The sequence below is a fragment of the Derxia gummosa DSM 723 genome, assembly GCF_000482785.1.
Classification (GTDB): domain Bacteria; phylum Pseudomonadota; class Gammaproteobacteria; order Burkholderiales; family Burkholderiaceae_E; genus Derxia; species Derxia gummosa.
The window spans coordinates 490,133-510,453 of record NZ_AXWS01000007.1; the positions used below are offsets into that span (position 1 = coordinate 490,133).

Here is a 20,321-nt window from a genome sequence, read left to right on the forward strand (position 1 = left end):
CTATCTTTCGTCGCGCATCAGGCCCAGATATTCCACGGCGTCTGCATCCAGATCGCCACCACGATCAGCCAGACGAGCGTGAGCGGAATGAAGATCTTCCAGCCCAGACGCATGATCTGGTCATAGCGGTAGCGCGGGAACGAAGCGCGGAACCACACGAACAGCGACACCACGCAGAAAGTCTTGACGAACAACCAGAGCCAGCCTGGGAGCAGATTGAACGGCGCAAAATCTACGATCGGCAGCCAGCCTCCCAGAAACATGATTGCGGCAAGTGCCGACAACAGAATCATGTTGGCGTATTCCGCCAGGAAGAACACCGCGAAGCCCATGCCCGAATACTCGACCATGTGACCGGCAACGATTTCCGATTCGCCTTCCACAACGTCGAACGGATGGCGGTTGGTTTCCGCCACGGCCGAAATCACGTGGATCACGAACAGGGGCAACAGCGGAAGCCAATTCCAGGAAAGGAAATTGAGGCCCATGTCGGCGAAACGACCACGGTCCTGCGACAGCACGATGCCCGAGATGTTGAGCGTGCCTGACACCATCAGAACCGTGAGCAGCACGAAGCCAATCGCCAGTTCATACGAAACCATCTGAGCCGAAGCGCGCAGAGCACCAAGGAATGCGTATTTAGAATTGGAAGCCCAGCCGGCGAGGATGACGCCATAAACGCCAATCGACGTGATTGCCATCACATACAGCAATCCGGCGTTGATATTCGACAGCACCAGTTCGGGGCCGAACGGAATCACGGCCCAAGCCGCCAATGCCGGCATCATCACGACGATCGGCGCGATCAGGTAGAGCGCCTTGTCAGCCTGCGCCGGAATGATCAGTTCCTTGAAGATCAGCTTGACCGCATCGGCGATCGGCTGGAGCAGACCTAAGAAGCCCACACGGTTGGGGCCGACGCGCACATGCATCCAGCCGATCATCTTCCGCTCCCAGAGCGTCAGATAGGCGACGCAGCCGAGAATGGGGAGAACGATCGCGAGGATGCCAAGCATCGACTTGATCAAAAGGAACAGCCCGGGCCAAGCCTGGGCAAAGTTCTCGATGGCTTCCATCACATCCGCTCCAGGGTCACTTCGCCAAAAAGCGGACCGATCGCCGCCGTGGCCTGATGGCCGGCAAGCACGACCACCGCGTTATCCGGCACTGCCGCGTCAGCGTTCGCGGTCAATTCAACAGAGGCATTGCCCTGCCGCACCCGCACCTTGTCGCCGCTGGCGATCCCCATGCGCTCCAGCAGCACCGGGCTCGCGGCCAGCACATGTACGGCTTTGCCTTCACGAGTAAGCTGCAGCGAAGGCGCACGACGCACGATCGAATCGCTGGCATAGCCGCCCACGGGCGACACGCGCTCCAGCATCAAGGCCTGCGCTGCGGTCGGTGCCACGAGCGGAGCCTTTATCCGATTGCCCAGGCGAGTCCCAACCTGTGCGATGTCACCGAGAGCCTCGGTCAGGATGACTTCCGTCGAAACCTGATCGAACCCACCAAGTTCGAGCGCGTTCGCAAGCACTCGCAACACCTTCCAGCCCGGACGCGCCGAGCCTGCCGGGTGGACAACGCCGGCAAAGGACTGCACACGACCTTCGGCGTTCACGAAGCTGCCGGACGTCTCGGTGAACGGCGCGATCGGGAGCACCACACTTGCGTAGTTCAACGCAGCCGTCCTGAAAGGCGTCAGCGCCAGTACGAAGTCGGCGCTGGACAACGCTGCGGCTGCCTTGACGCCATCGGCGCTGTCGAGCTCGGGCTCGGTGTTGAACAGAACGTAGGAAGACTGCTTGCCATTCCAAAGATTGGCGCTCGCGCCGGTCGCGCCGACGAGGTGGGCACCCACGGCATTGGCACCTTCCGACAGCACGCCAAGAACCGCACCAGTCTGGTCGGCGATCCATTGCGCCGCAGCCCAGAGCGCACTGGCTTGGGGATGCTGTATGGCGGCATTGCCGAGAAAGATCGCGGTCTTGCCACCTGACATGAGGGAACCGGCAATTGACACCGCAGAATCGGAAAGCTGGGTCTGCGCAAACTCGGCGGGACACGCAACCTGCTTCGCCTCAGCCACCGCGCGGGCAATTACTGCGATCTGGCCAAGCCAAGCTGACGGCGTCGCCACGATGCGTGTCTCCACCGGCATGAGCCAATCCTCGTCGAGTGCGCCAAGCGCCGACACGACGAGACCTTGCCGCGCGGCCGAACGCAGCCGCGCGGCAAGCAGCGGTTGTTCACGGCGCAGATAACTGCCAATGACGAAGACCGATTCGAGACCGCTCACATCAGCGATCGGCAGGCCCAGCCAAGGCGCACCAGACAGCGCCGGAGCAAGCGCAGCATCCGAAATGCGGGTGCAAGCCTCGATTGCATTGCTACCCAAGGCCTTGGCGAGCTTCTGCAGCAGGTGGAGTTCCTCGACGGTCGAACTTGTACTGCCGACGAAACCGATCGACGTAGCGCCACGCTTGGCCTTCGCGCTGCTCAGACCCTCGGCCGCCGCCGCAATGGCCTCGTCCCATTCCACTTCGACGAGCTGACCAGCGCGACGAATCATCGGCTTCAAGAGACGCTGCTCGGAGTCAAGCGCTTCGTACGAGAACCGGTCGCGATCCGAAAGCCAGCACTCGTTGATTTCCTCGTTCTCGAAGGGCACAACGCGCTTCACCGCCCCACCCTTGACCTGCACGACGATGTTCGAGCCGAGACTGTCATGCGGCGCAACCGAGCGTCGACGTGCCAATTCCCAGGTACGAGCGCTGTAACGGAAAGGCTTGCTGGTCAGGGCACCGACCGGACAAAGGTCGATCATGTTGCCGGACAACTCGCTATCAACGCTGCGCCCGACAAACGTCATGATCTCGGAGTGTTCGCCTCGATTGGCCATGCCGAGTTCCATCACACCGGCAATTTCCTGACCGAATCGCACGCAGCGAGTGCAATGAATGCATCGGGTCATTTCCTCGGCGGAAATGAGCGGCCCCATCGGCTTATGAAAGACGACGCGCTTTTCTTCCTGATAGTGCGAACCGGTACCGCCATAACCAACAGCCAGATCCTGCAATTGGCATTCGCCACCTTGGTCGCAGATCGGACAATCGAGCGGGTGATTGATGAGCAGAAACTCCATGACGGACTTCTGCGCCGCCACTGCCTTTGCGCTCTTGGTCTTCACGATCATGCCCGGCGTCACCGGGGTCGCGCAGGCCGGAACTGCCTTGGGACTCTTCTCGACTTCAACGAGACACATCCGGCAGTTCGCCGCAATCGTCAGCTTCTTGTGGTAGCAGAAATGAGGAACGTAGACGCCCGCCTTGGTGGCAGCCTCCATGACCATCGCACCGGGTGCCACCACTACCTTGGCCCCGTCGATTTCGACTTCTACGCCCTGACCGTCGACTGCGCTCATGCGAGTCCTTACCTAATCCGTTCTCAACTCCGGTCGCTGTTAAAAAACCTGCGACCGCCGGAATATTCGCCACTAGCGGGCAATCAATCGTTCGTTATACGTACGGGGGCACAAGACACTTTTTGTGCTCGACGTGATACGCAAATTCGTCGCGGTAATGCTTGATGAATCCGCGAACAGGCATCGCTGCCGCGTCACCGAGCGCACAGATTGTCCGGCCCATGATGTTCCCAGCCACACGATCCAGCTCGTCCAGATCTTCGATTCGTCCGGCACCGTGCTCGATCCGATGAACCATCCGATACAACCAACCCGTGCCTTCGCGGCAGGGAGTGCATTGGCCACAGCTTTCCTCGAAATAGAAATAGGAAAGACGCTCCAGCGACTTCACTGCACAACGGGTTTCGTTCATGACGATGACAGCACCTGATCCCAGCATCGATCCCGCCTTGGCAATCGAGTCGTAATCCATGGTGCATTCCATCATCATGTCCCCGGGCACGACCGGTGCCGAAGAACCACCCGGAATGACCATCTTCAGCTTCTTGCCTTCGCGCATACCGCCGGCAAGCTCAAGCAATTTGGCAAACGGAGTACCGAGGGGAATCTCATAGTTTCCCGGCCGATTTACATCTCCGGAAATCGAGAAGATCTTGGTTCCACCGTTATTCGGTTTGCCAGTCGCCAAATAGGCATCGCCGCCATTTCGGATGATCCACGGAACGGCAGCGAAGGTCTCGGTATTGTTGATTGTCGTCGGCTTGCCATACAAACCAAAACTGGCAGGAAAGGGAGGCTTGAAGCGAGGCTGACCCTTTTTGCCTTCCAGCGATTCGAGCAGTGCAGTTTCCTCACCACAGATATATGCGCCGTAACCATGGTGCGCATGCAACTGGAAATTGAAACCGGAACCGAAGATGTTGTCGCCGAGATAACCAGCCGCGCGCGCCTCTTCGAGTGCCTCTTCGAAGCGCTCGTAGACTTCCCAGACTTCACCGTGGATATAGTTGTAGCCAACGGTGACTCCCATCGCGAAGGCGGCAATCGCCATGCCTTCGATGACGATATGGGGATTGAATCTGAGGATGTCGCGGTCCTTGAAAGTTCCAGGCTCACCTTCATCTGTATTGCAGACGAGATACTTCTGACCGGGGAAGGTGCGCGGCATGAAGCTCCACTTGAGGCCAGTGGGGAAACCCGCACCACCACGGCCGCGCAAGGCGGAGGCCTTCAATTCTGCAATCACCTGATCCTGGGTCATCGAACCCAGAACCTTGCGCAGGGCTTGATAGCCACCGCGCTTTTCATAATCGGCCAGGCGCCAGTTGTCGCCATCCAGATCCGCAAGGATTTGCGGCGAAATGTGACGATCATGAATGCTAGTCACCGAAGTCGGAGCGTAATTCATTGCCTCAGTCCTTCTTCAATTCGGCCAGCAGACCATCAATCCGCTCATCGGTCATGAAACTGCACATACGCTCATTGTTCACGAGCATGACCGGTGCGTCGCCACAGGCGCCCATGCACTCACCTTCGATCAAGGTGAAGCGACCGTCTTCCGTCGTTTCCTTGTAGTCGATACCAAGCTTCCTCCGCAGCACCTGACCCGCATGCTCACCACCCGAAAGAGCGCACGGAAGATTGGTACAGACCGTGATCTTGTACTTGCCCACCGGCTTGGTATTGAACATGTTGTAGAAGGTCGCGACCTCCCACACGGCCATTGGCATGACGCCGATATAGGCAGCAATCTCGTCAATGACAGCCTGCGAGCACCAACCCAACTCTCGCTGAGCAATTGCCAATGCAGCCATTACGGCTGACAGTCGTTGGTCTGCCGGGTATTTTGCAAGCGCCCTATCGATCATGCGATAGGCGTCGTCACTCAGCAGTCGAGGAGAATTCGGAACAGCGCTCATGCCAATTACCGGTCGATGGAGCCAAAAACGATGTCTTGCGTGCCGATGATCGTTACCGCGTCGGCGATCATGTGACCACGCGACATTTCATCGAGCGACGAAAGATGCACGTAATCAGGCGTCCTGATTTTCAGTCGATACGGCTTGTTGGCACCATCCGAAACCAGGTAAATGCCGAACTCACCCTTGGGATGCTCCACTGCCGCGTAGGCCTCACCTTCAGGCACATGCATGCCTTCACTGAACAGCTTGAAGTGGTGAATGAGATCCTCCATATTGGACTTCATTCCTGCGCGCTTCGGCGGAGCCACCTTATGGTTCTGCGTGATCACCGGACCGGGATTATTGCGGAGCCATTCCACGCATTGCTTGATGATGCGATTCGACTGCCGCATTTCTTCGACACGAACCAGATAGCGATCGTAGGAATCGCCGTTGGTACCGACGGGAATGTCGAAATCCAGAAGATCGTAGACTTCGTACGGCTGGTTCTTCCGCAAGTCCCATTCGATACCCGACCCGCGAAGAAGCGGACCAGTAAAGCCTAGCTGAAATGCTCGCTCGGGCGAGACAACACCAATACCGACCAGACGCTGCTTCCAGATACGATTCTCGGTCAGCAGTGTTTCGTATTCGTCGACATAGATCGGAAACCGATTCGTGAAGTCCTCGATAAAATCAAGCAGCGAACCTTCACGATTTCGGTTCAGTTCCTTCACGGCCTGTTCGTTGCGAACCTTCGATGCCTTGTACTTGGGCATTTCATCGGGAAGATCGCGATAGACACCACCGGGACGGTAATAGGCGGCGTGCATGCGTGCGCCAGAAACGGCTTCGTACATGTCGAAGAGATCTTCGCGTTCCCGAAATGCATACAGGAAGGGAGCCATGGCGCCCACATCCAAGGCATGCGCGCCAAGCCACATGAGGTGATTCAGCAGACGAGTAATCTCGTCGAACATCACGCGAATGTATTGCGCCCGCAGCGGAACCTCGATGCCCAGCAGCTTTTCAATAGCGAGCACGTAACCGTGCTCGTTGCACATCATCGAGACGTAATCCAGTCGGTCCATGTAAGGAACGCTCTGGAGAAAAGTCTTGTTCTCAGCCAGCTTCTCGGTGCCACGATGAAGAAGGCCGATATGAGGATCAGCGCGCTGGATGACTTCACCGTCCAGTTCCAAGACTAGGCGCAAGACACCGTGTGCTGCCGGGTGCTGAGGACCAAAGTTGAGCGTGTAATTCTTGATATCTGCCATTTCAGCGCCCCTGACCGTACGCTTCTTCACGAATGATGCGCGGAACGATTTCCCGCGGCTCGATCGTGACAGGCTGATAAATCACACGACGCTGCTCAGGGTCGTATCGCATTTCCACATACCCTGACACCGGAAAATCCTTGCGGAAAGGATGTCCGATGAAGCCGTAGTCCGTAAGAATCCGACGCAGGTCCGAATGACCTTCGAAGATGATCCCGAACAAGTCGAACGCCTCTCGCTCGAACCAGTTGGCGGAACTCCAGACATCGACCACGGAAGCAATGGACGGAAAATCGTCATCTGCAGCGAAGACACGAACCCGCACACGCCAGTTGTACTTGACGGACAAGAGATGACTGACGACAGCAAATCGCGGCCCTTCGCAAGGCGCATTTCCATAGCTGTAGTAGTCCACCCCACAGAGATCGATCAATTGCTGGAATTTCAGCAATTCGTGATCGCGCAATGTCGTCATTGCCGCCAGATACTGACTGGCATGCAACTCGATGGTCACCTCACCGAGTGTAACCTTGCTATTGGCGATCGCGGTTCCGAGGACTTGCTGCAATGTCTCATGCAGCCTTTCGATCTTGGTCATGGCGTCAACGCGCAATCGTATTGGTACGACGAATCTTCTGATGCAGTTGCAGCACGCCGTAAATCAGCGCCTCAGCAGTCGGAGGACACCCAGGAACGTAAATGTCAACCGGCACAATCCGATCACACCCCCGCACCACTGAATAGGAATAGTGGTAGTAGCCACCACCATTCGCGCAGGATCCCATGGAGATAACCCAGCGGGGCTCCGCCATCTGGTCATAGACCTTGCGCAACGCCGGCGCCATCTTGTTGCACAGCGTGCCGGCAACAATCATCACATCCGATTGACGAGGACTCGGACGATAGAAAGTGCCGAATCGATCCAGGTCATAGCGTGCAGCGCTGGCGTGCATCATTTCAACAGCGCAACAGGCAAGTCCAAAAGTCACTGGCCACAAGGAGCCGGTCTTGCCCCAATTGATGAGCTTGTCAACGGTCGTCGTGACAAAGCCTTCGCTGAGAATGCCTTCGATGCTCATACATCACACCTCGTTTAGTTCCGCACGCGCTCCGCATTCGGGAGCACGCCGCAGAGTCACTCCCAGTCAAGCGCGCCGCGCTTCCATTCGTAGACGAAGCCGACAGTCAGGACGCCGAGAAAAATCATTGCGGTCCAGAACCCGACACGGCCGATTTCCCCAAGCGAAACAGCCCAAGGAAACAGAAAGGCGATTTCCAGGTCGAAAAGGATGAAGAGAATCGCCACCAAGTAGTAGCGAACGTCGAATTTCATCCGAGCATCCTCGAATGCTTCAAAACCGCACTCGTAGGGCGACAGCTTTTCAGCGTAGGGGCGATGCGGACCAAGGAGAGCACCCGCCAGCAAGGGACCAACCCCGACGGCAGCGCCGACGAGAATGAAGAGAAGAATCGGGAAATAGCTTTGCAGGTTCACGATCACGCAGCCGCGAGGGCGGGAGAAAGGGAGGTGAACTGAATTCGTCGCTGCGACCATTGCCTAGCTGGCAAGATGCGACGATTGACTTGTGGTGCCGACGGCGAGACTCGAACTCGCACAGCTTTCGCCACTACCCCCTCAAGATAGCGTGTCTACCAATTTCACCACGTCGGCACGTGTCCTGCTTACGAGGAGCGGGTTGAATGACGCCTGGAAACTTCTAGACTGAGGTGTCTGCGGCGTCGACCGCTGAAAGAGCAATAGATAATAGCGTCTTTTTCTGCCTCGCACCAGCCGCAGACGCTTTCCCCTCGACTACCTGGGGATATCCGTAGTTTTTGGCACAACAGGCTCGCTTGCGGCAGGCACTTGAATTGCCGCACCGGTCTCGCCCGACATCACACCACCCGTCGCCGAATCACCGCTGTTCGAAATCATCGCCAGCACGAGAGTGCAGACGAAGAAGACGGCAGCCGCGACCGCCGTGGAACGGCTCAGGAAGTTTGCGGACCCTGTGGCACCAAAAAGGCTGCCCGAGGCGCCACTGCCGAATGCGGCACCCATATCTGCACCCTTCCCGTGCTGCAGCAGCACGAGAACGATGACCGCAATCGCAGCAGCCAGTTGAAGAATCATTACGACCGTTTGCATTACCAATAACTCCAGAACTCTTTCGATCGCCGATCAGAGCGCGGCAACAATCGCCGCAAAATCGCCGGCGACCAGGGATGCGCCGCCGATCAACCCACCATCGACATCGGACATGGCGAAAATCGAGGAAGCATTCGAGGCCTTGACGCTCCCGCCGTACAGAACCGGAACGACCGCGCCAGCGCTACCGAGCTTGGCGCGAATGGAGGCGTGGACCTCCTGCGCTTGCTCCGGACTCGCGGTACGGCCGGTGCCGATTGCCCAGACGGGCTCATAGGCAACCAGCACTTCATTGATGCGCTCGCCGAGCGCCGCCATGACCGCACCCAGCTGACGATTCACGACCTCGAAGGCTTGATCGGCATCGCGCTCGACCAGCGTTTCGCCGACGCAGACGATAGGCACCAATCCAGCACCCAGCGCGGCGAGCGCTTTCGCAGCGACGATCTCGTCAGTCTCGCCATGGTATTGGCGGCGCTCCGAATGACCGACGATCACCTGACGCACACCCACCTCGGCCAGCATCGCACCCGACACTTCCCCGGTGAAGGCGCCCGACGCGGCATGCGCGCTCAGGTCCTGGGCACCGACGACGACCGCGCTTTTGTCCAGCGCCTGCACTGCCTGCGGCAGATAGACGTAAGGCGCACAAACGCCAACATTGGCCCCGATTCGCGGCAGCTCGCGCACGGCGGCAAGCAATGCCTCGTTCGCGGCAATCGAGCCGTTCATTTTCCAGTTTCCGACTACCCAGCGTGCGCGGCTCATGTTTGGCATCGATGGAAGCCGACCAAGCCGGCTTCGAGGTAAGTATTCGAGATCGGAGGCACATCACCGGCATGGCCGCTTCGAGGAGCAGTCACGCATCGTGTTACATGCGGCGGCGGATTATAGCGAGCGCAACAGGCCGCTAGCGCGGTACCGTTGCCTCGTCAACGTGGGACAACGCGCATAAGCCAGCAGTCAGATTTCGCAGGATCGCGCGAGGGAATGGCCCGGCAAGCGGCCATTCCCGCCGACCGATCAGGCCGACGTCGCCTCGTCCGTGGCGATGGCCTTCATCGACAGGCGCAGACGGCCCTTTTCGTCGGCTTCGAGTACCTTGACGCGAACCTGCTGACCTTCCTTCAGGTAGTCAGTGACGGCGTTGACGCGCTCCTTGGCAATCTGGCTGATGTGCAGCAGACCGTCCTTGCCCGGCAGCACCTGAACGATCGCGCCGAAGTCCAGCAGCTTGAGCACCGTTCCTTCATAGATCGCGCCGACTTCGACGTCGGCGGTGATCGCCTCGATGCGACGCCGGGCTTCTTCGCCGGCGGCGGCATCGACCGACGCAATCGTGACCACGCCGTCATCCTGAATGTCGATCTGCGTGCCGGTTTCCTCGGTCAGCGCGCGGATCGTCGCGCCGCCCTTGCCGATCACGTCGCGGATCTTTTCCGGGTTGATCTTGATGGTCAGCAGACGCGGCGCGAAGGCCGACAGCTCGGTGCGGGCGCCGCCCACGGCCGACTGCATCTTGTCGAGGATGTGCAGGCGGGCTTCGCGGGCCTGGGCCAGCGCGACCTGCATGATTTCCTTCGTGATGCCCTGAATCTTGATGTCCATCTGCAGGGCGGTCACGCCGGAGGTCGTGCCTGCTACCTTGAAGTCCATGTCGCCGAGGTGGTCCTCGTCGCCGAGGATGTCGGTCAGGACGGCAAATTTGTTGCCGTCCTTGATCAGACCCATCGCGATGCCCGCGACATGCGCCTTGAGCGGCACGCCGGCATCCATCAGCGCGAGGCAGCCGCCGCACACCGAGGCCATCGACGACGAACCGTTCGACTCGGTGATCTCCGACACCACGCGCATCGAGTAGCTGAACTCGGAATCGCTCGGCAGCACGGCGATCAGCGCGCGCTTGGCCAGACGGCCGTGGCCGATTTCGCGGCGCTTGGGCGTGCCCACGCGGCCGGTCTCGCCGGTCGCGAACGGGGGCATGTTGTAGTGCAGCATGAAGCGATCGCGGTACTCGCCCATGAGCGCGTCGATGATCTGCTCGTCCTGCTTGGTGCCGAGCGTCGCGACGACCAGCGCCTGCGTTTCGCCGCGGGTGAACAGCGCCGAGCCGTGGGTGCGCGGCAGCACGCCGGTGCTGATCTCGATCGGGCGCACGGTGCGCGTGTCGCGGCCGTCGATGCGGGGCTCGCCGGCGAGGATCTGGCTGCGGACGGTGCTGGCTTCGAGGTCGAACAGCAGGTTGCCGACATCGACTTCGCTCGGTGCGGCGGTGCCGGCGGCGGCGGCTTCGGCGGCCAGCGCGGCGTTCACGGCCGAATAGATTTCCTTCAGCTTGGTGCTGCGCTCCTGCTTCGAGCGGATTTCATACGCGGCACGGATCGGCGCGGCGCCCAGTTCGGCGACGCGGGCAACCAGCACTTTGTTCTTGGGCGCGGGCTTCCAGTCCCATTCGGGCTTGCCGGCGTCGCGCACGAGTTCGTGGATCGCGTCGATGACCTTCTGCATCTGCTCGTGGCCGTGCACGACGGCGCCGAGCATCACGTCTTCCGGCAGCTGGTCGGCCTCGGACTCGACCATCAGCACGGCCGCTTCGGTACCGGCGACGACGAGGTCGAGCTTGGACTGCTTGAGCTGCGAGGCGGTCGGGTTGATGACGTACTGGCCGTCGATGTAACCGACACGCGCGGCGCCGATCGGGCCGTTAAACGGAATGCCCGAGATGGCCAGCGCAGCCGACGAACCGATCATCGCGGCGATGTCGGGATCAACCTCGGGGTTGACCGACAGGACGTGGATCACGACCTGCACGTCGTTGTAGAAGCCGTCCGGAAACAGCGGGCGCAGCGGGCGGTCGATGAGACGCGAGGTCAGCGTCTCCTTCTCGCTCGGCTTGCCTTCACGCTTGAAGAAGCCGCCCGGGATCTTGCCGGCGGCATAGGTCTTCTCGATGTAGTCGACCGTCAGCGGGAAGAAATCCTGGCCGGGCTTGGCCTTCTTGGCCGCCACCACGGTCGCGAGCACCACGGTGTCCTCGATGTTGACGACGACGGCGCCGGAAGCCTGGCGCGCGATCTCGCCGGTCTCGAGCACGACCTTGTGCTGACCGTACTGGAATTCCTTGGTGACCTTGTTGAACACGTCTGTTTCCTTTCGCTAAACCCGCGGAATTCCGTGCGCCGCGGTGCGCACCTGCAAACGCCGGATCAGCGTCGGGACAAACGCGTCAGCCCAATGCAAAAAGCCCGCAGCGGAACACCGCAGCGGGCTTCGGCCGGACTGGTGCGATGCACCGAAAGCGATCCGGGAGGGGAAAAGATTACTTGCGCAGACCGAGCTTCTCGATCAGGGCGCGGTAGCGGCCAAGATCCTTGCCCTTGAGGTAGTCGAGCAGCTTGCGGCGACGCGACACCATCTTGAGCAGACCACGACGGCTGTGGTGATCCTTGATGTGCGTCTTGAAGTGGCCGGTCAGCTCGTTGATGCGCGCGGTGAGCAGCGCGACCTGCACTTCGGGGGAACCGGTGTCGTTGGCGGCACGGGCGTGGGCGGCGACGATTGCGCCCTTGTCGATATCAGCGACGGACATGGATGACTCCTGACTTGCGGACCATGCAGGTCATCGGGCTTCAGGCCCAGATCACCCAGCGGACGGTCCGTGTTGAACGAAAAAGCCGGCAAATGCGCCGATTGACCGCCCTCGACCGGCCACGGCCGAAAACGGAAACCGCGCAGTGTAGTCGAAACCGGCCAAAGTCGCAGCCAAAGCTTGTGACATGCAAAGCGGCCGTTCTGTAGCGCTTTTCCCGGGTTGGTGTCATGGGGGGTGGCACTAGCCTTCGCAGGAACCTTGATCTCCGTCCTGTCATGGCCTGGTTGTTGTCATCAGGCCGCCACTGCTGAACCTTTCCTGCCGGAAGGCATGTCCCCATGCGCAACAACCTGCCCATCACCCAGCGCGAATACGACTACCCGGATGGGCAGACGCTGGTTTCGACTACTGATCTACAGAGCCGGATCCTGTACTGCAACCGCAACTTCATCGAGGTCAGTGGCTACACGCGCGAGGAGCTGATCGGCCAGGAGCACAACATGATCCGCCACCCGGACATGCCGCCCGAGGCCTTCCGCGACATGTGGCGTTCGATCGGCAGCGGCAGTCCGTGGTGCGGCATGGTCAAGAACCGCCGCAAGAACGGCGACCACTACTGGGTGTTCGCCAACGTCACGCCCATCCTCGAGCGCGGCAAGATCCAAGGCTATGTGTCGGTGCGGACCAAGCCGACGCGCGAGCAGATCGACGAGGCTGAGAACCTCTACGCCCGCATGCGCGCCGACGCCGCGCGCGGACGCCCGACCGTGCGCCTCGAAGGCGGGCATGTGATCAGCAACCGTCCGGGCGCCAGCCTGCTGCTGCGCTTCCAGACCTCGGTAGCGGCACCGATCGTCTCCGCAATGGGTGTGCTCGCGACGGTATCGGTCATCGTCGCGGTGCTCATGGCCGACTGGAAGACGGCGCTGGCCGTGGGGCTGGCCCAGCTCGCCGGCGGCTTTGCGGCGATGGCCTGGGTGCGCGCGCGCGTGGTGCGGCCGGTGCACAGCGCGATCGGCTTCGCCAACCGACTGGCCGCCGGCGACATCGCGGTGCGCCGTACCGCGCGGCGGGACCACGACCTCGGCGGCCTGCACCGCGCGCTGCGCCAGCTCAACGTCAATCTCCAGGCCATCTGCGGCGACATGCAGCACGAGGTCGACAGCCTCGCCGCCGTGACCGAGCAGATCTCGCGCGGCACGGCCGACCTGTCGGCGCGCACCGAAAGCCAGGCCAGCAACCTGGAAGAGACCGCCGCAGCGATGGAACAGCTCAGCAGCACCGTCCAGCACAACTCCGACAGCTCGCGCGACGCCAAGCGTCTCGTGACCGAGGCCAACCAGACCGCACAGGAGAGTGGCGCGACGGTCGGCCGGATGATCGAGACGATGCGCGACATCAACCGCTCGTCCGACAAGGTCGGCGAGATCATCCAAGTGATCGAGGGCATCGCGTTCCAGACCAACATCCTGGCGCTGAACGCGGCGGTCGAAGCGGCACGCGCCGGTGAGCAGGGCCGGGGCTTCGCCGTGGTGGCGGGCGAGGTGCGGGCACTGGCCCAGCGCGCCAGCGGCGCGGCGCGCGAGATCAAGACGCTGATCGAGGAATCATCGGCCAAGGTGCACGAGGGCGAGCGCACGGTGGAAGACGCCGGCGTCGTCATGCGCGGCGTGGTCGAGCGCGTCGGTCAGGTGGCCGCGCTCATCACCGACTTCACCAGCGCGACCGACGAGCAGTCGCTCGGCATCTCGCAGGTGGCGGAAGCCATCCAGCAGCTCGACGCGGCCACACAGAACAACGCAGCGCTGGTCGAGGAGTCGAACTCGGCCACCGACTCGCTGCGCGACCAAGCGCGCAGCCTGCGCGACACGATGTCGGTGCTGCGGCTCGGCAATGCCGACTCGCGCCGTGACCGCGCCTGAAGCGGCGTTGCCGAGTCCTGCCGCGCCGGGCAACTGACCGACCCGGCAGGCAAGCCGACATCGTCATAACTGGCGGTTGTTTCGAACTTGCCAGATAGAACTTCGTTGTCTGAAAGCGGCTCCGCATGATCCGGCCATCAAGACCGGAGTCCTTCCATGCGCTTTCAGAACCTCAAGAAGATCGTCGTCGCGGCCGCCCTCGGCCTCGCCGCCACCGCGACCGCCCTCGCCGCCGACGCGGTCACGCTGCTCAATGTGTCGTATGACCCGACCCGCGAGCTGTACAAGGAAATCGACCCGGCCTTCGCCAAGGAATGGAAGGCGAAGACCGGCCAGGACGTGACCATCAAGCAGTCGCACGGCGGCTCGGGCAAGCAGGCGCGCGCCGTCATCGACGGCATCGAGGCCGATGTGGTGACGCTCGCCCTCGCCTACGACATCGACGAGATCGCCGAGCGCGGCATCGTCGCGAAGAACTGGCAGTCGCGCCTGCCGCGCAACTCGGCGCCCTACACATCCACCGTCGTCTTCCTCGTGCGCAAGGGCAATCCCAAGGGCATCAAGGACTGGGGCGACCTGATCAAGCCGGGCATCTCGGTCATCACGCCCAATCCCAAGACCTCGGGCGGCGCGCGCTGGAACTACCTCGCGGCCTGGGGCTATGCGCTGCGCCAGCCGGGCGGCAGCGAAGCCAAGGCGCGCGACTACATCAAGGCGCTGTTCAAGAACGTCCCGGTGCTCGACTCGGGCGCGCGCGGCGCCACCACCACCTTCGTCGAGCGCGGCATCGGCGACGTGCTGCTGGCCTGGGAGAACGAGGCGCTGCTGGCGCTGAAGGAACTCGGCCCCGACAAGTTCGACATCGTCGCGCCGTCCACCAGCATCCTGGCCGAGCCCCCCGTGGCCGTGGTCGACAAGGTGACCGAGAAGCGCGGCACCGGCGCCGTGGCGAAGGCGTATCTCGAATTCCTCTACACGCCGCAAGCCCAGGACATCATCGCCGACAACTACTACCGGCCGGTGGACCCGAAGGTCGCGGCCAAGTACGCGGCGCAGTTCCCGAAGGTGACGCTGTTCAGGCTCGACGAGGTGTTCGGCTCCTGGGCCGCGGCGCACAAGGCCCACTTCGCCGACGGCGCGAGCTTCGACCAGCTCTACACGCCCGGCCGCTGAGCCGGCGCCAGCAAGAAGAACAAGGACGCCACCGATGCGTACCAAGGTCCTCCTCGTCCCGGGCTGGCGCGATTCCGGCCCGGACCACTGGCAGAGCCGCTGGCAGGCGCGCTTTCGCGCCTTCCGCCGGCTGGAGCTGGCACCGGTCGACTGGGCCGAGCCGAAGCGCGAGGTGTGGGTCGCCGCCCTCGCCGCGAAGATCGCCGAACTCGGCGCGCCGGTCGTGCTGGTGGCGCACAGCCTCGGCTGCATCGCCGTGCAGCATCTGCCGCCGGCCGCGCTGGCGCCGGTGGTGGGCGCGCTGTTCGTGGCGCCCGCCGATCCCGCCAACCGCGAGCCGTTGGCCGACTTCGCGCCGGTACCGATGCAGCGCCTGCCCTTCGTGTCCAAGCTCATCGCCAGCAGCGACGATCCGTTCTGCCACGCCGACCGCGCCCACGCCTATGCCGATGCCTGGGGCAGCCGGCTGACTCTGCTGGACAATGTCGGCCACATCAACGCCGAGTCCGGCCATGGCGACTGGCCGGAGGGTCTCAAGCATCTCGAAACCCTCAGGCGCGAGATCGACTGGAAGACCGAGCCGCGCGGCGGCATCGCGCCGCCACGCACGCCCCGGACTGCCCTCTGATGCGCGCGATGCATCATCGGCGGTCCCCCGGCCGGCCCGGCCGTGCCGACTGAACCCTCGCAGACGAAAGCCCTTCATGAAGCGACGCCACGCCCTAGCCCTCATCGCCCTCGCCGCCGCCGGCAGCGCCCTGCCCGCGCGCGCCGCCGGCCCGACGACGATCCTCAACGTCTCCTACGACGTGATGCGCGACTTCTACAAGGACTACAACCCGGCCTTCGCCAAGGCCTGGGCCGCGAAGCACGGCGGCGAGACGCTCACGATCAACATGTCGCACGGCGGATCGAGCAAGCAGGCGACCTCGGTGGTGAACGGCCTCGAAGCCGACGTCATCACCATGAACCAGTCCACCGACATCGACCTGCTTGCACGCAACGGTGTCGTGCCGGCCGAGTGGGCCAAACGCCTGCCCGACCATTCGGCACCCTTCACCTCGGCCACCGTGTTCCTCGTGCGCAAGGGCAATCCCAAGGGCATCAAGGACTGGAGCGATCTGGTCAAGCCGGGCACGCAGGTGGTCATCCCCAATCCCAAGCTCTCGGGCAACGGCCGCTACACCTACCTCACGGCCTGGGGCTTCGCGCTGCGCCAGCCCGGCGGCAACGAGGCAAAGGCCAAGGAATTCGTCGCCGCGCTGTTCAAGAACGTGCCGGTGCTCGACAGCGGTGGCCGCGCCGCCACCACCACCTTCATGCAGCGGCAGATCGGCGATGCGCTCGTGACCTTCGAGAACGAGGCCGAGATGATCGCGCGCGAATTCGGCCGGGGCGGCTTCGAGGTCGTGTACCCGAGCCTGAGCATCCTGGTCGAGCCGCCGGTCGCGGTGGTCGACAAGGTCGTGGACAAGCGCGGCAGCCGCGCCGTCGCCACCGCCTATCTCGAATACCTGTGGTCGCCCGAAGGCCAGGAAATCGCCGCGCAGAACTACCTGCGTCCGCGCGACAAGACGGTGTTCGTCAAGTACGCGGCGCAGTTCCCGACGGTGAAGTTCTTCACCGTGGACGAGAGCTTCGGCGACTGGGGCCGCGCCCAGAAGGCGCACTTCGACGACGGCGGCAGCTTCGACCAGATCTACACGCCCGGCGGCCGCTGAGCGTGGGGGCAGGCGGGCGGAGTCGGTGCCGCCCGCATCGCCGAAATGACCGGGCAACCGCCCCGGCGCACCGTCCGGCCCCGCCGCGCGCGGGCTCCTACTCCCCAAACAGAACAAGACCATGTCCGCAGTTGCCAGTCCTCCGCTCGCGGGCGGCGCGCCCGGTGCCCGGCGCACGCCCTGGCGCCAGCCGAGCGTGCTGCCCGGTTTCGGCGTCACGCTCGGCTACACGATCTTCTATCTGAGCCTGATCGTGCTGATCCCGCTCGTCGCGCTCTTCCTCAAGACCGCGACGCTCACCTGGGACCAGTTCATCGCCGCGACCACCTCGGCGCGCGTGCTCGCCGCCTACAAGGTGAGCTTCGGCGCGTCCTTCGCGGCGGCCTTCGTCAACCTGTTCGCGGGGCTGCTGGTGGCCTGGGTGCTGGTGCGCTACCGCTTCCCTGGCCGGCGCTTCATCGACGCGCTGGTCGATCTGCCGTTCGCGCTGCCGACGGCGGTCGCGGGTATCGCGCTGACGGCGCTGTACGCGCCCAACGGCTGGATCGGGCAATACCTGGAGCCGCTCGGCATCAAGGTGGCGTTCAAGCCGCTCGGCATCGTGGTGGCGCTGATCTTCATCGGCCTGCCCTTCGTCGTGCGCACGGTGCAGCCGGTGCTCGAAGAAGCCGAACGCGAGCTTGAGGAAGCCGCCGCCATGCTCGGCGCGACGCGCTGGCAGACCTTCCGCCACGTCATCTTCCCCACGGTGCTGCCGGCGCTGCTGACCGGCTTCTCGCTCGCCTTCGCGCGCGCGATCGGCGAGTACGGATCGGTCATCTTCATCGCGGGCAATCTGCCGATGGTTTCGGAAATCGGCCCGCTGATCATCATCACCAAGCTGGAGCAGTACGACTACGCGGGCGCGACGGCCGTCGCCACCGTGATGCTGGGCGTGAGCTTCGTGCTGCTGTTCGTCATCAACCTGCTCCAGGCATGGCAGGCGAAGCGGTCGGGTTCGGCCGGGAGCGGTCGCAAATGAGCACGGCAAAGATTTCGACCACCGAGCCGCGCTGGGTGCGCGTGCTGCTCATCGCGGCGGCGCTCGGCTTTCTCGCCTTCTTCCTGCTGCTGCCTCTGGTGGCGGTGTTCACCGAGGCGCTGCGCAAGGGCTTCGGCGTGTACCTCGAATCGATCCGCGAGCCGGATGCGTGGTCGGCGATCACGCTCACGCTGACCGTCGCCGTCATCGCCGTGCCGGTGAACCTGTTCTTCGGCATCTGCGCCGCCTGGGCGGTGGCGAAGTTCGACTTCAGGGGCAAGCAGTTCCTGATGACGCTGATCGACCTGCCGTTCTCGGTGTCGCCGGTGGTGTCGGGCCTGATCTACGTGCTGGTGTTCGGCGCCCAGGGCTGGTTCGGGCCCTGGCTGAGCGCGCATGACGTGAAGGTGATCTTCGCGGTGCCGGGCATGACGTTGGCCACGATCTTCGTCACCTTTCCGTTCGTGGCGCGCGAGCTGATTCCGCTCATGGAAGCCCAGGGCACCGACGAGGAACAGGCGGCGATCGTGCTGGGCGCGAGCGGCTGGCAGACCTTCTGGCGCGTGACGCTGCCCAACGTGAAGTGGGGTCTGCTGTACGGCGTGATCCTCTGCAATGCGCGCGCTATGGGCGAATTCGGCGCGGTGTCGGTGGTGTCGGGCCATGTGCGCGGCTACACCAACACCATCCCGCTGCATGTCGAGATTCTCTACAACGAGTACCAGTTCGTCGCCGCCTTCGCCGTGGCCTCGCTGCTCGCGCTGCTGGCGCTCGTCACGCTCGCGATCAAGAGCTGGATCGAATGGCGCGGCCTGCTCGCCACGCCCTCCGACGACCTTCCGCCCGAGAACCCCAACGCGGGCAACTCCTCCCCGACCACGCCGGCCGCGACCGGCGCGCAAGCCTGAGCCTCGCCGCCATGACCATCCAGATCCGTTCCGTCTCCAAGCATTTCGGCGCCTTCACCGCGCTCAACGGCGTGAATCTCGACATCGCGCCCGGCGAACTCGTCGCCCTGCTCGGCCCCTCGGGCTGCGGCAAGACCACGCTGCTGCGCATCATCGCCGGCCTCGAATCGGCCGACGCCGGCAGCGTGCTGTTCGACGGCACCGACGCCAGCGACCTGCATGTGCGCGAGCGCAACGTCGGCTTCGTGTTCCAGCACTACGCGCTGTTCCGCCACATGAGCGTGTTCGAGAACGTCGCCTTCGGCCTGCGCGTGCGCCCGCGTGCCACGCGCCCGAGCGAAGCCAAGATCCGCGAGAAGGTGATGGAGCTGCTCAAGCTCGTGCAGCTCGACTGGCTGGCTGACCGCTTCCCGTCGCAGCTGTCGGGCGGCCAGCGCCAGCGCATCGCGCTCGCGCGGGCGCTCGCGGTCGAACCCCAGGTGCTGCTGCTCGACGAGCCTTTCGGCGCGCTCGACGCCAAGGTGCGCAAGGAGCTGCGGCGCTGGCTGCGCCGGCTGCATGACGAGTTGCATGTGACGAGCATCTTCGTCACCCACGACCAGGAGGAAGCGCTCGAAGTGGCCGACCGCGTGGTGCTCATGAACCGCGGCCAGATCGAGCAGATCGGCACGCCCGAGCAGGTCTGGGCGCAACCCGCGAGCCCCTTCGTGTACGGCTTCCTCGGCGACGTCAACCTGTTCCACGGCCGGGTCGAGGATGGCAAGGCGCATCTCGAAGGCTTCAGCCTGCCCGCCGACGACCACGCCCATGTCGGCTCGGCGAGCGCCGTGGCTTATGTGCGGCCCTATGACTTCGACGTGGCGCTGCCGGCGCCGGGCGTGGAAGGCATCGCCGTGACGCTCGCGCGCTCGCTCGTGGTCGGCCCGATCGCGCGGCTCGAACTCCAGCGCCAGGGCGACGCCTCGGCCGGGATCATCGAGGCGCAGATCGGCGCCGAGCAGTTCCGCGCGCTCGGCGTGGGCGTGGGCGATGCGCTCGTCGTGCAGCCGCGCGAGGCGCGCGTGTTTCTCGGCGAGAACATCTGACGCACTGCCCGGCATGGCGGCGAACGGCGGGCCTGGCCCGCCGTTTTCATTTGCGCGCGGGCCTGAAAGCAAGCCGCCGATTGCCTTTTCTCCATCGCTTTCATAGAGCCCGACTATCCCGAGTGATTTGCACGGTTGTTGCTAAACAGGG

Annotated in this window: 19 protein-coding genes and 1 tRNA gene; 7 read left to right on the top strand and 13 right to left on the bottom strand. The window is 63.0% G+C overall.

The window, feature by feature from the left end; translation table 11 throughout:
- Positions 1-17: 17 nt before the first annotated feature.
- The 13 genes from nuoH to rpsO form a co-directional block, all read right to left on the bottom strand.
- Positions 18-1,076 carry an NADH-quinone oxidoreductase subunit NuoH gene (gene nuoH / locus H566_RS0103330; RefSeq protein WP_034410374.1) on the bottom strand — a complete coding sequence of 353 codons (1,059 nt, stop codon included), beginning with the start codon at positions 1,074-1,076 and terminating at the stop codon, positions 18-20.
- Positions 1,076-3,421, bottom strand: coding sequence for an NADH-quinone oxidoreductase subunit NuoG (gene nuoG / locus H566_RS0103335; RefSeq protein ID WP_034410376.1), 2,346 nt, complete (start codon positions 3,419-3,421; stop codon positions 1,076-1,078). The genes nuoH and nuoG overlap by 1 nt, the downstream gene beginning before the upstream one ends.
- A gap of 94 nt (positions 3,422-3,515) precedes the next feature.
- Positions 3,516-4,829, bottom strand: a complete 1,314-nt coding sequence (nuoF, locus tag H566_RS27975) for an NADH-quinone oxidoreductase subunit NuoF (protein WP_084544711.1) — start codon at positions 4,827-4,829, stop codon at positions 3,516-3,518.
- A gap of 4 nt (positions 4,830-4,833) precedes the next feature.
- Entirely contained in the window at positions 4,834-5,340 is a 507-nt protein-coding gene (nuoE, locus tag H566_RS0103340; protein ID WP_034410379.1) for an NADH-quinone oxidoreductase subunit NuoE, read from the bottom strand.
- Positions 5,341-5,345: 5 nt separating this feature from the next.
- On the bottom strand, positions 5,346-6,599 hold the full coding sequence (locus H566_RS0103345; protein ID WP_028310323.1) for an NADH-quinone oxidoreductase subunit D: 1,254 nt from the start codon (positions 6,597-6,599) through the stop codon (positions 5,346-5,348).
- A 1-nt stretch (position 6,600) separates the two neighbouring features.
- Entirely contained in the window at positions 6,601-7,197 is a 597-nt protein-coding gene (locus H566_RS0103350; protein WP_028310324.1) for an NADH-quinone oxidoreductase subunit C, read from the bottom strand.
- A 4-nt stretch (positions 7,198-7,201) separates the two neighbouring features.
- Positions 7,202-7,678, bottom strand: a complete 477-nt coding sequence (locus H566_RS27980) for a NuoB/complex I 20 kDa subunit family protein (RefSeq protein ID WP_084544713.1) — start codon at positions 7,676-7,678, stop codon at positions 7,202-7,204.
- Positions 7,679-7,734: 56 nt separating this feature from the next.
- Positions 7,735-8,094, bottom strand: coding sequence for an NADH-quinone oxidoreductase subunit A (locus H566_RS0103355; RefSeq protein ID WP_028310325.1), 360 nt, complete (start codon positions 8,092-8,094; stop codon positions 7,735-7,737).
- A gap of 92 nt (positions 8,095-8,186) precedes the next feature.
- A tRNA-Leu gene (locus H566_RS0103360) sits at positions 8,187-8,271 on the bottom strand.
- Between the two features lie 141 nt (positions 8,272-8,412).
- The gene (secG, locus tag H566_RS27985) at positions 8,413-8,733 is read right to left on the bottom strand and encodes a preprotein translocase subunit SecG (RefSeq protein ID WP_245591278.1); all 321 of its coding nucleotides are present in this window, start codon (positions 8,731-8,733) and stop codon (positions 8,413-8,415) included.
- Between the two features lie 48 nt (positions 8,734-8,781).
- On the bottom strand, positions 8,782-9,525 hold the full coding sequence (gene tpiA, locus H566_RS0103365) for a triose-phosphate isomerase (RefSeq protein ID WP_084544715.1): 744 nt from the start codon (positions 9,523-9,525) through the stop codon (positions 8,782-8,784).
- Between the two features lie 246 nt (positions 9,526-9,771).
- Entirely contained in the window at positions 9,772-11,889 is a 2,118-nt protein-coding gene (gene pnp / locus H566_RS0103370) for a polyribonucleotide nucleotidyltransferase (protein ID WP_028310327.1), read from the bottom strand.
- 178 nt (positions 11,890-12,067) lie between these two features.
- The gene (rpsO, locus tag H566_RS0103375) at positions 12,068-12,337 is read right to left on the bottom strand and encodes a 30S ribosomal protein S15 (protein ID WP_028310328.1); all 270 of its coding nucleotides are present in this window, start codon (positions 12,335-12,337) and stop codon (positions 12,068-12,070) included.
- Positions 12,338-12,678: 341 nt separating this feature from the next.
- On the opposite strand from rpsO, the gene H566_RS0103380 reads away from it, so the two are divergent.
- The 7 genes from H566_RS0103380 (at position 12,679) to H566_RS0103410 (ending at position 20,170) form a co-directional block, all read left to right on the top strand.
- Positions 12,679-14,262 carry a methyl-accepting chemotaxis protein gene (locus tag H566_RS0103380; protein WP_028310329.1) on the top strand — a complete coding sequence of 528 codons (1,584 nt, stop codon included), beginning with the start codon at positions 12,679-12,681 and terminating at the stop codon, positions 14,260-14,262.
- A gap of 156 nt (positions 14,263-14,418) precedes the next feature.
- Positions 14,419-15,435 carry a sulfate ABC transporter substrate-binding protein gene (locus H566_RS0103385; protein ID WP_034410386.1) on the top strand — a complete coding sequence of 339 codons (1,017 nt, stop codon included), beginning with the start codon at positions 14,419-14,421 and terminating at the stop codon, positions 15,433-15,435.
- Between the two features lie 34 nt (positions 15,436-15,469).
- A complete protein-coding gene (locus H566_RS22635) occupies positions 15,470-16,063 on the top strand; it encodes an RBBP9/YdeN family alpha/beta hydrolase (protein ID WP_034410388.1) in 594 nt (197 codons plus the stop codon).
- 76 nt (positions 16,064-16,139) lie between these two features.
- A complete protein-coding gene (locus H566_RS0103395) occupies positions 16,140-17,156 on the top strand; it encodes a sulfate ABC transporter substrate-binding protein (RefSeq protein ID WP_028310331.1) in 1,017 nt (338 codons plus the stop codon).
- A gap of 121 nt (positions 17,157-17,277) precedes the next feature.
- Complete coding sequence (cysT, locus tag H566_RS0103400; protein WP_028310332.1) at positions 17,278-18,177, top strand: sulfate ABC transporter permease subunit CysT; 900 nt, start codon at positions 17,278-17,280, stop codon at positions 18,175-18,177.
- On the top strand, positions 18,174-19,085 hold the full coding sequence (cysW, locus tag H566_RS22640; protein ID WP_034410391.1) for a sulfate ABC transporter permease subunit CysW: 912 nt from the start codon (positions 18,174-18,176) through the stop codon (positions 19,083-19,085). Before cysT ends, cysW begins: the two co-directional genes overlap by 4 nt.
- Positions 19,086-19,096: 11 nt before the next feature.
- Positions 19,097-20,170 carry a sulfate/molybdate ABC transporter ATP-binding protein gene (locus H566_RS0103410; protein WP_028310333.1) on the top strand — a complete coding sequence of 358 codons (1,074 nt, stop codon included), beginning with the start codon at positions 19,097-19,099 and terminating at the stop codon, positions 20,168-20,170.
- Positions 20,171-20,321: the final 151 nt, after the last annotated feature.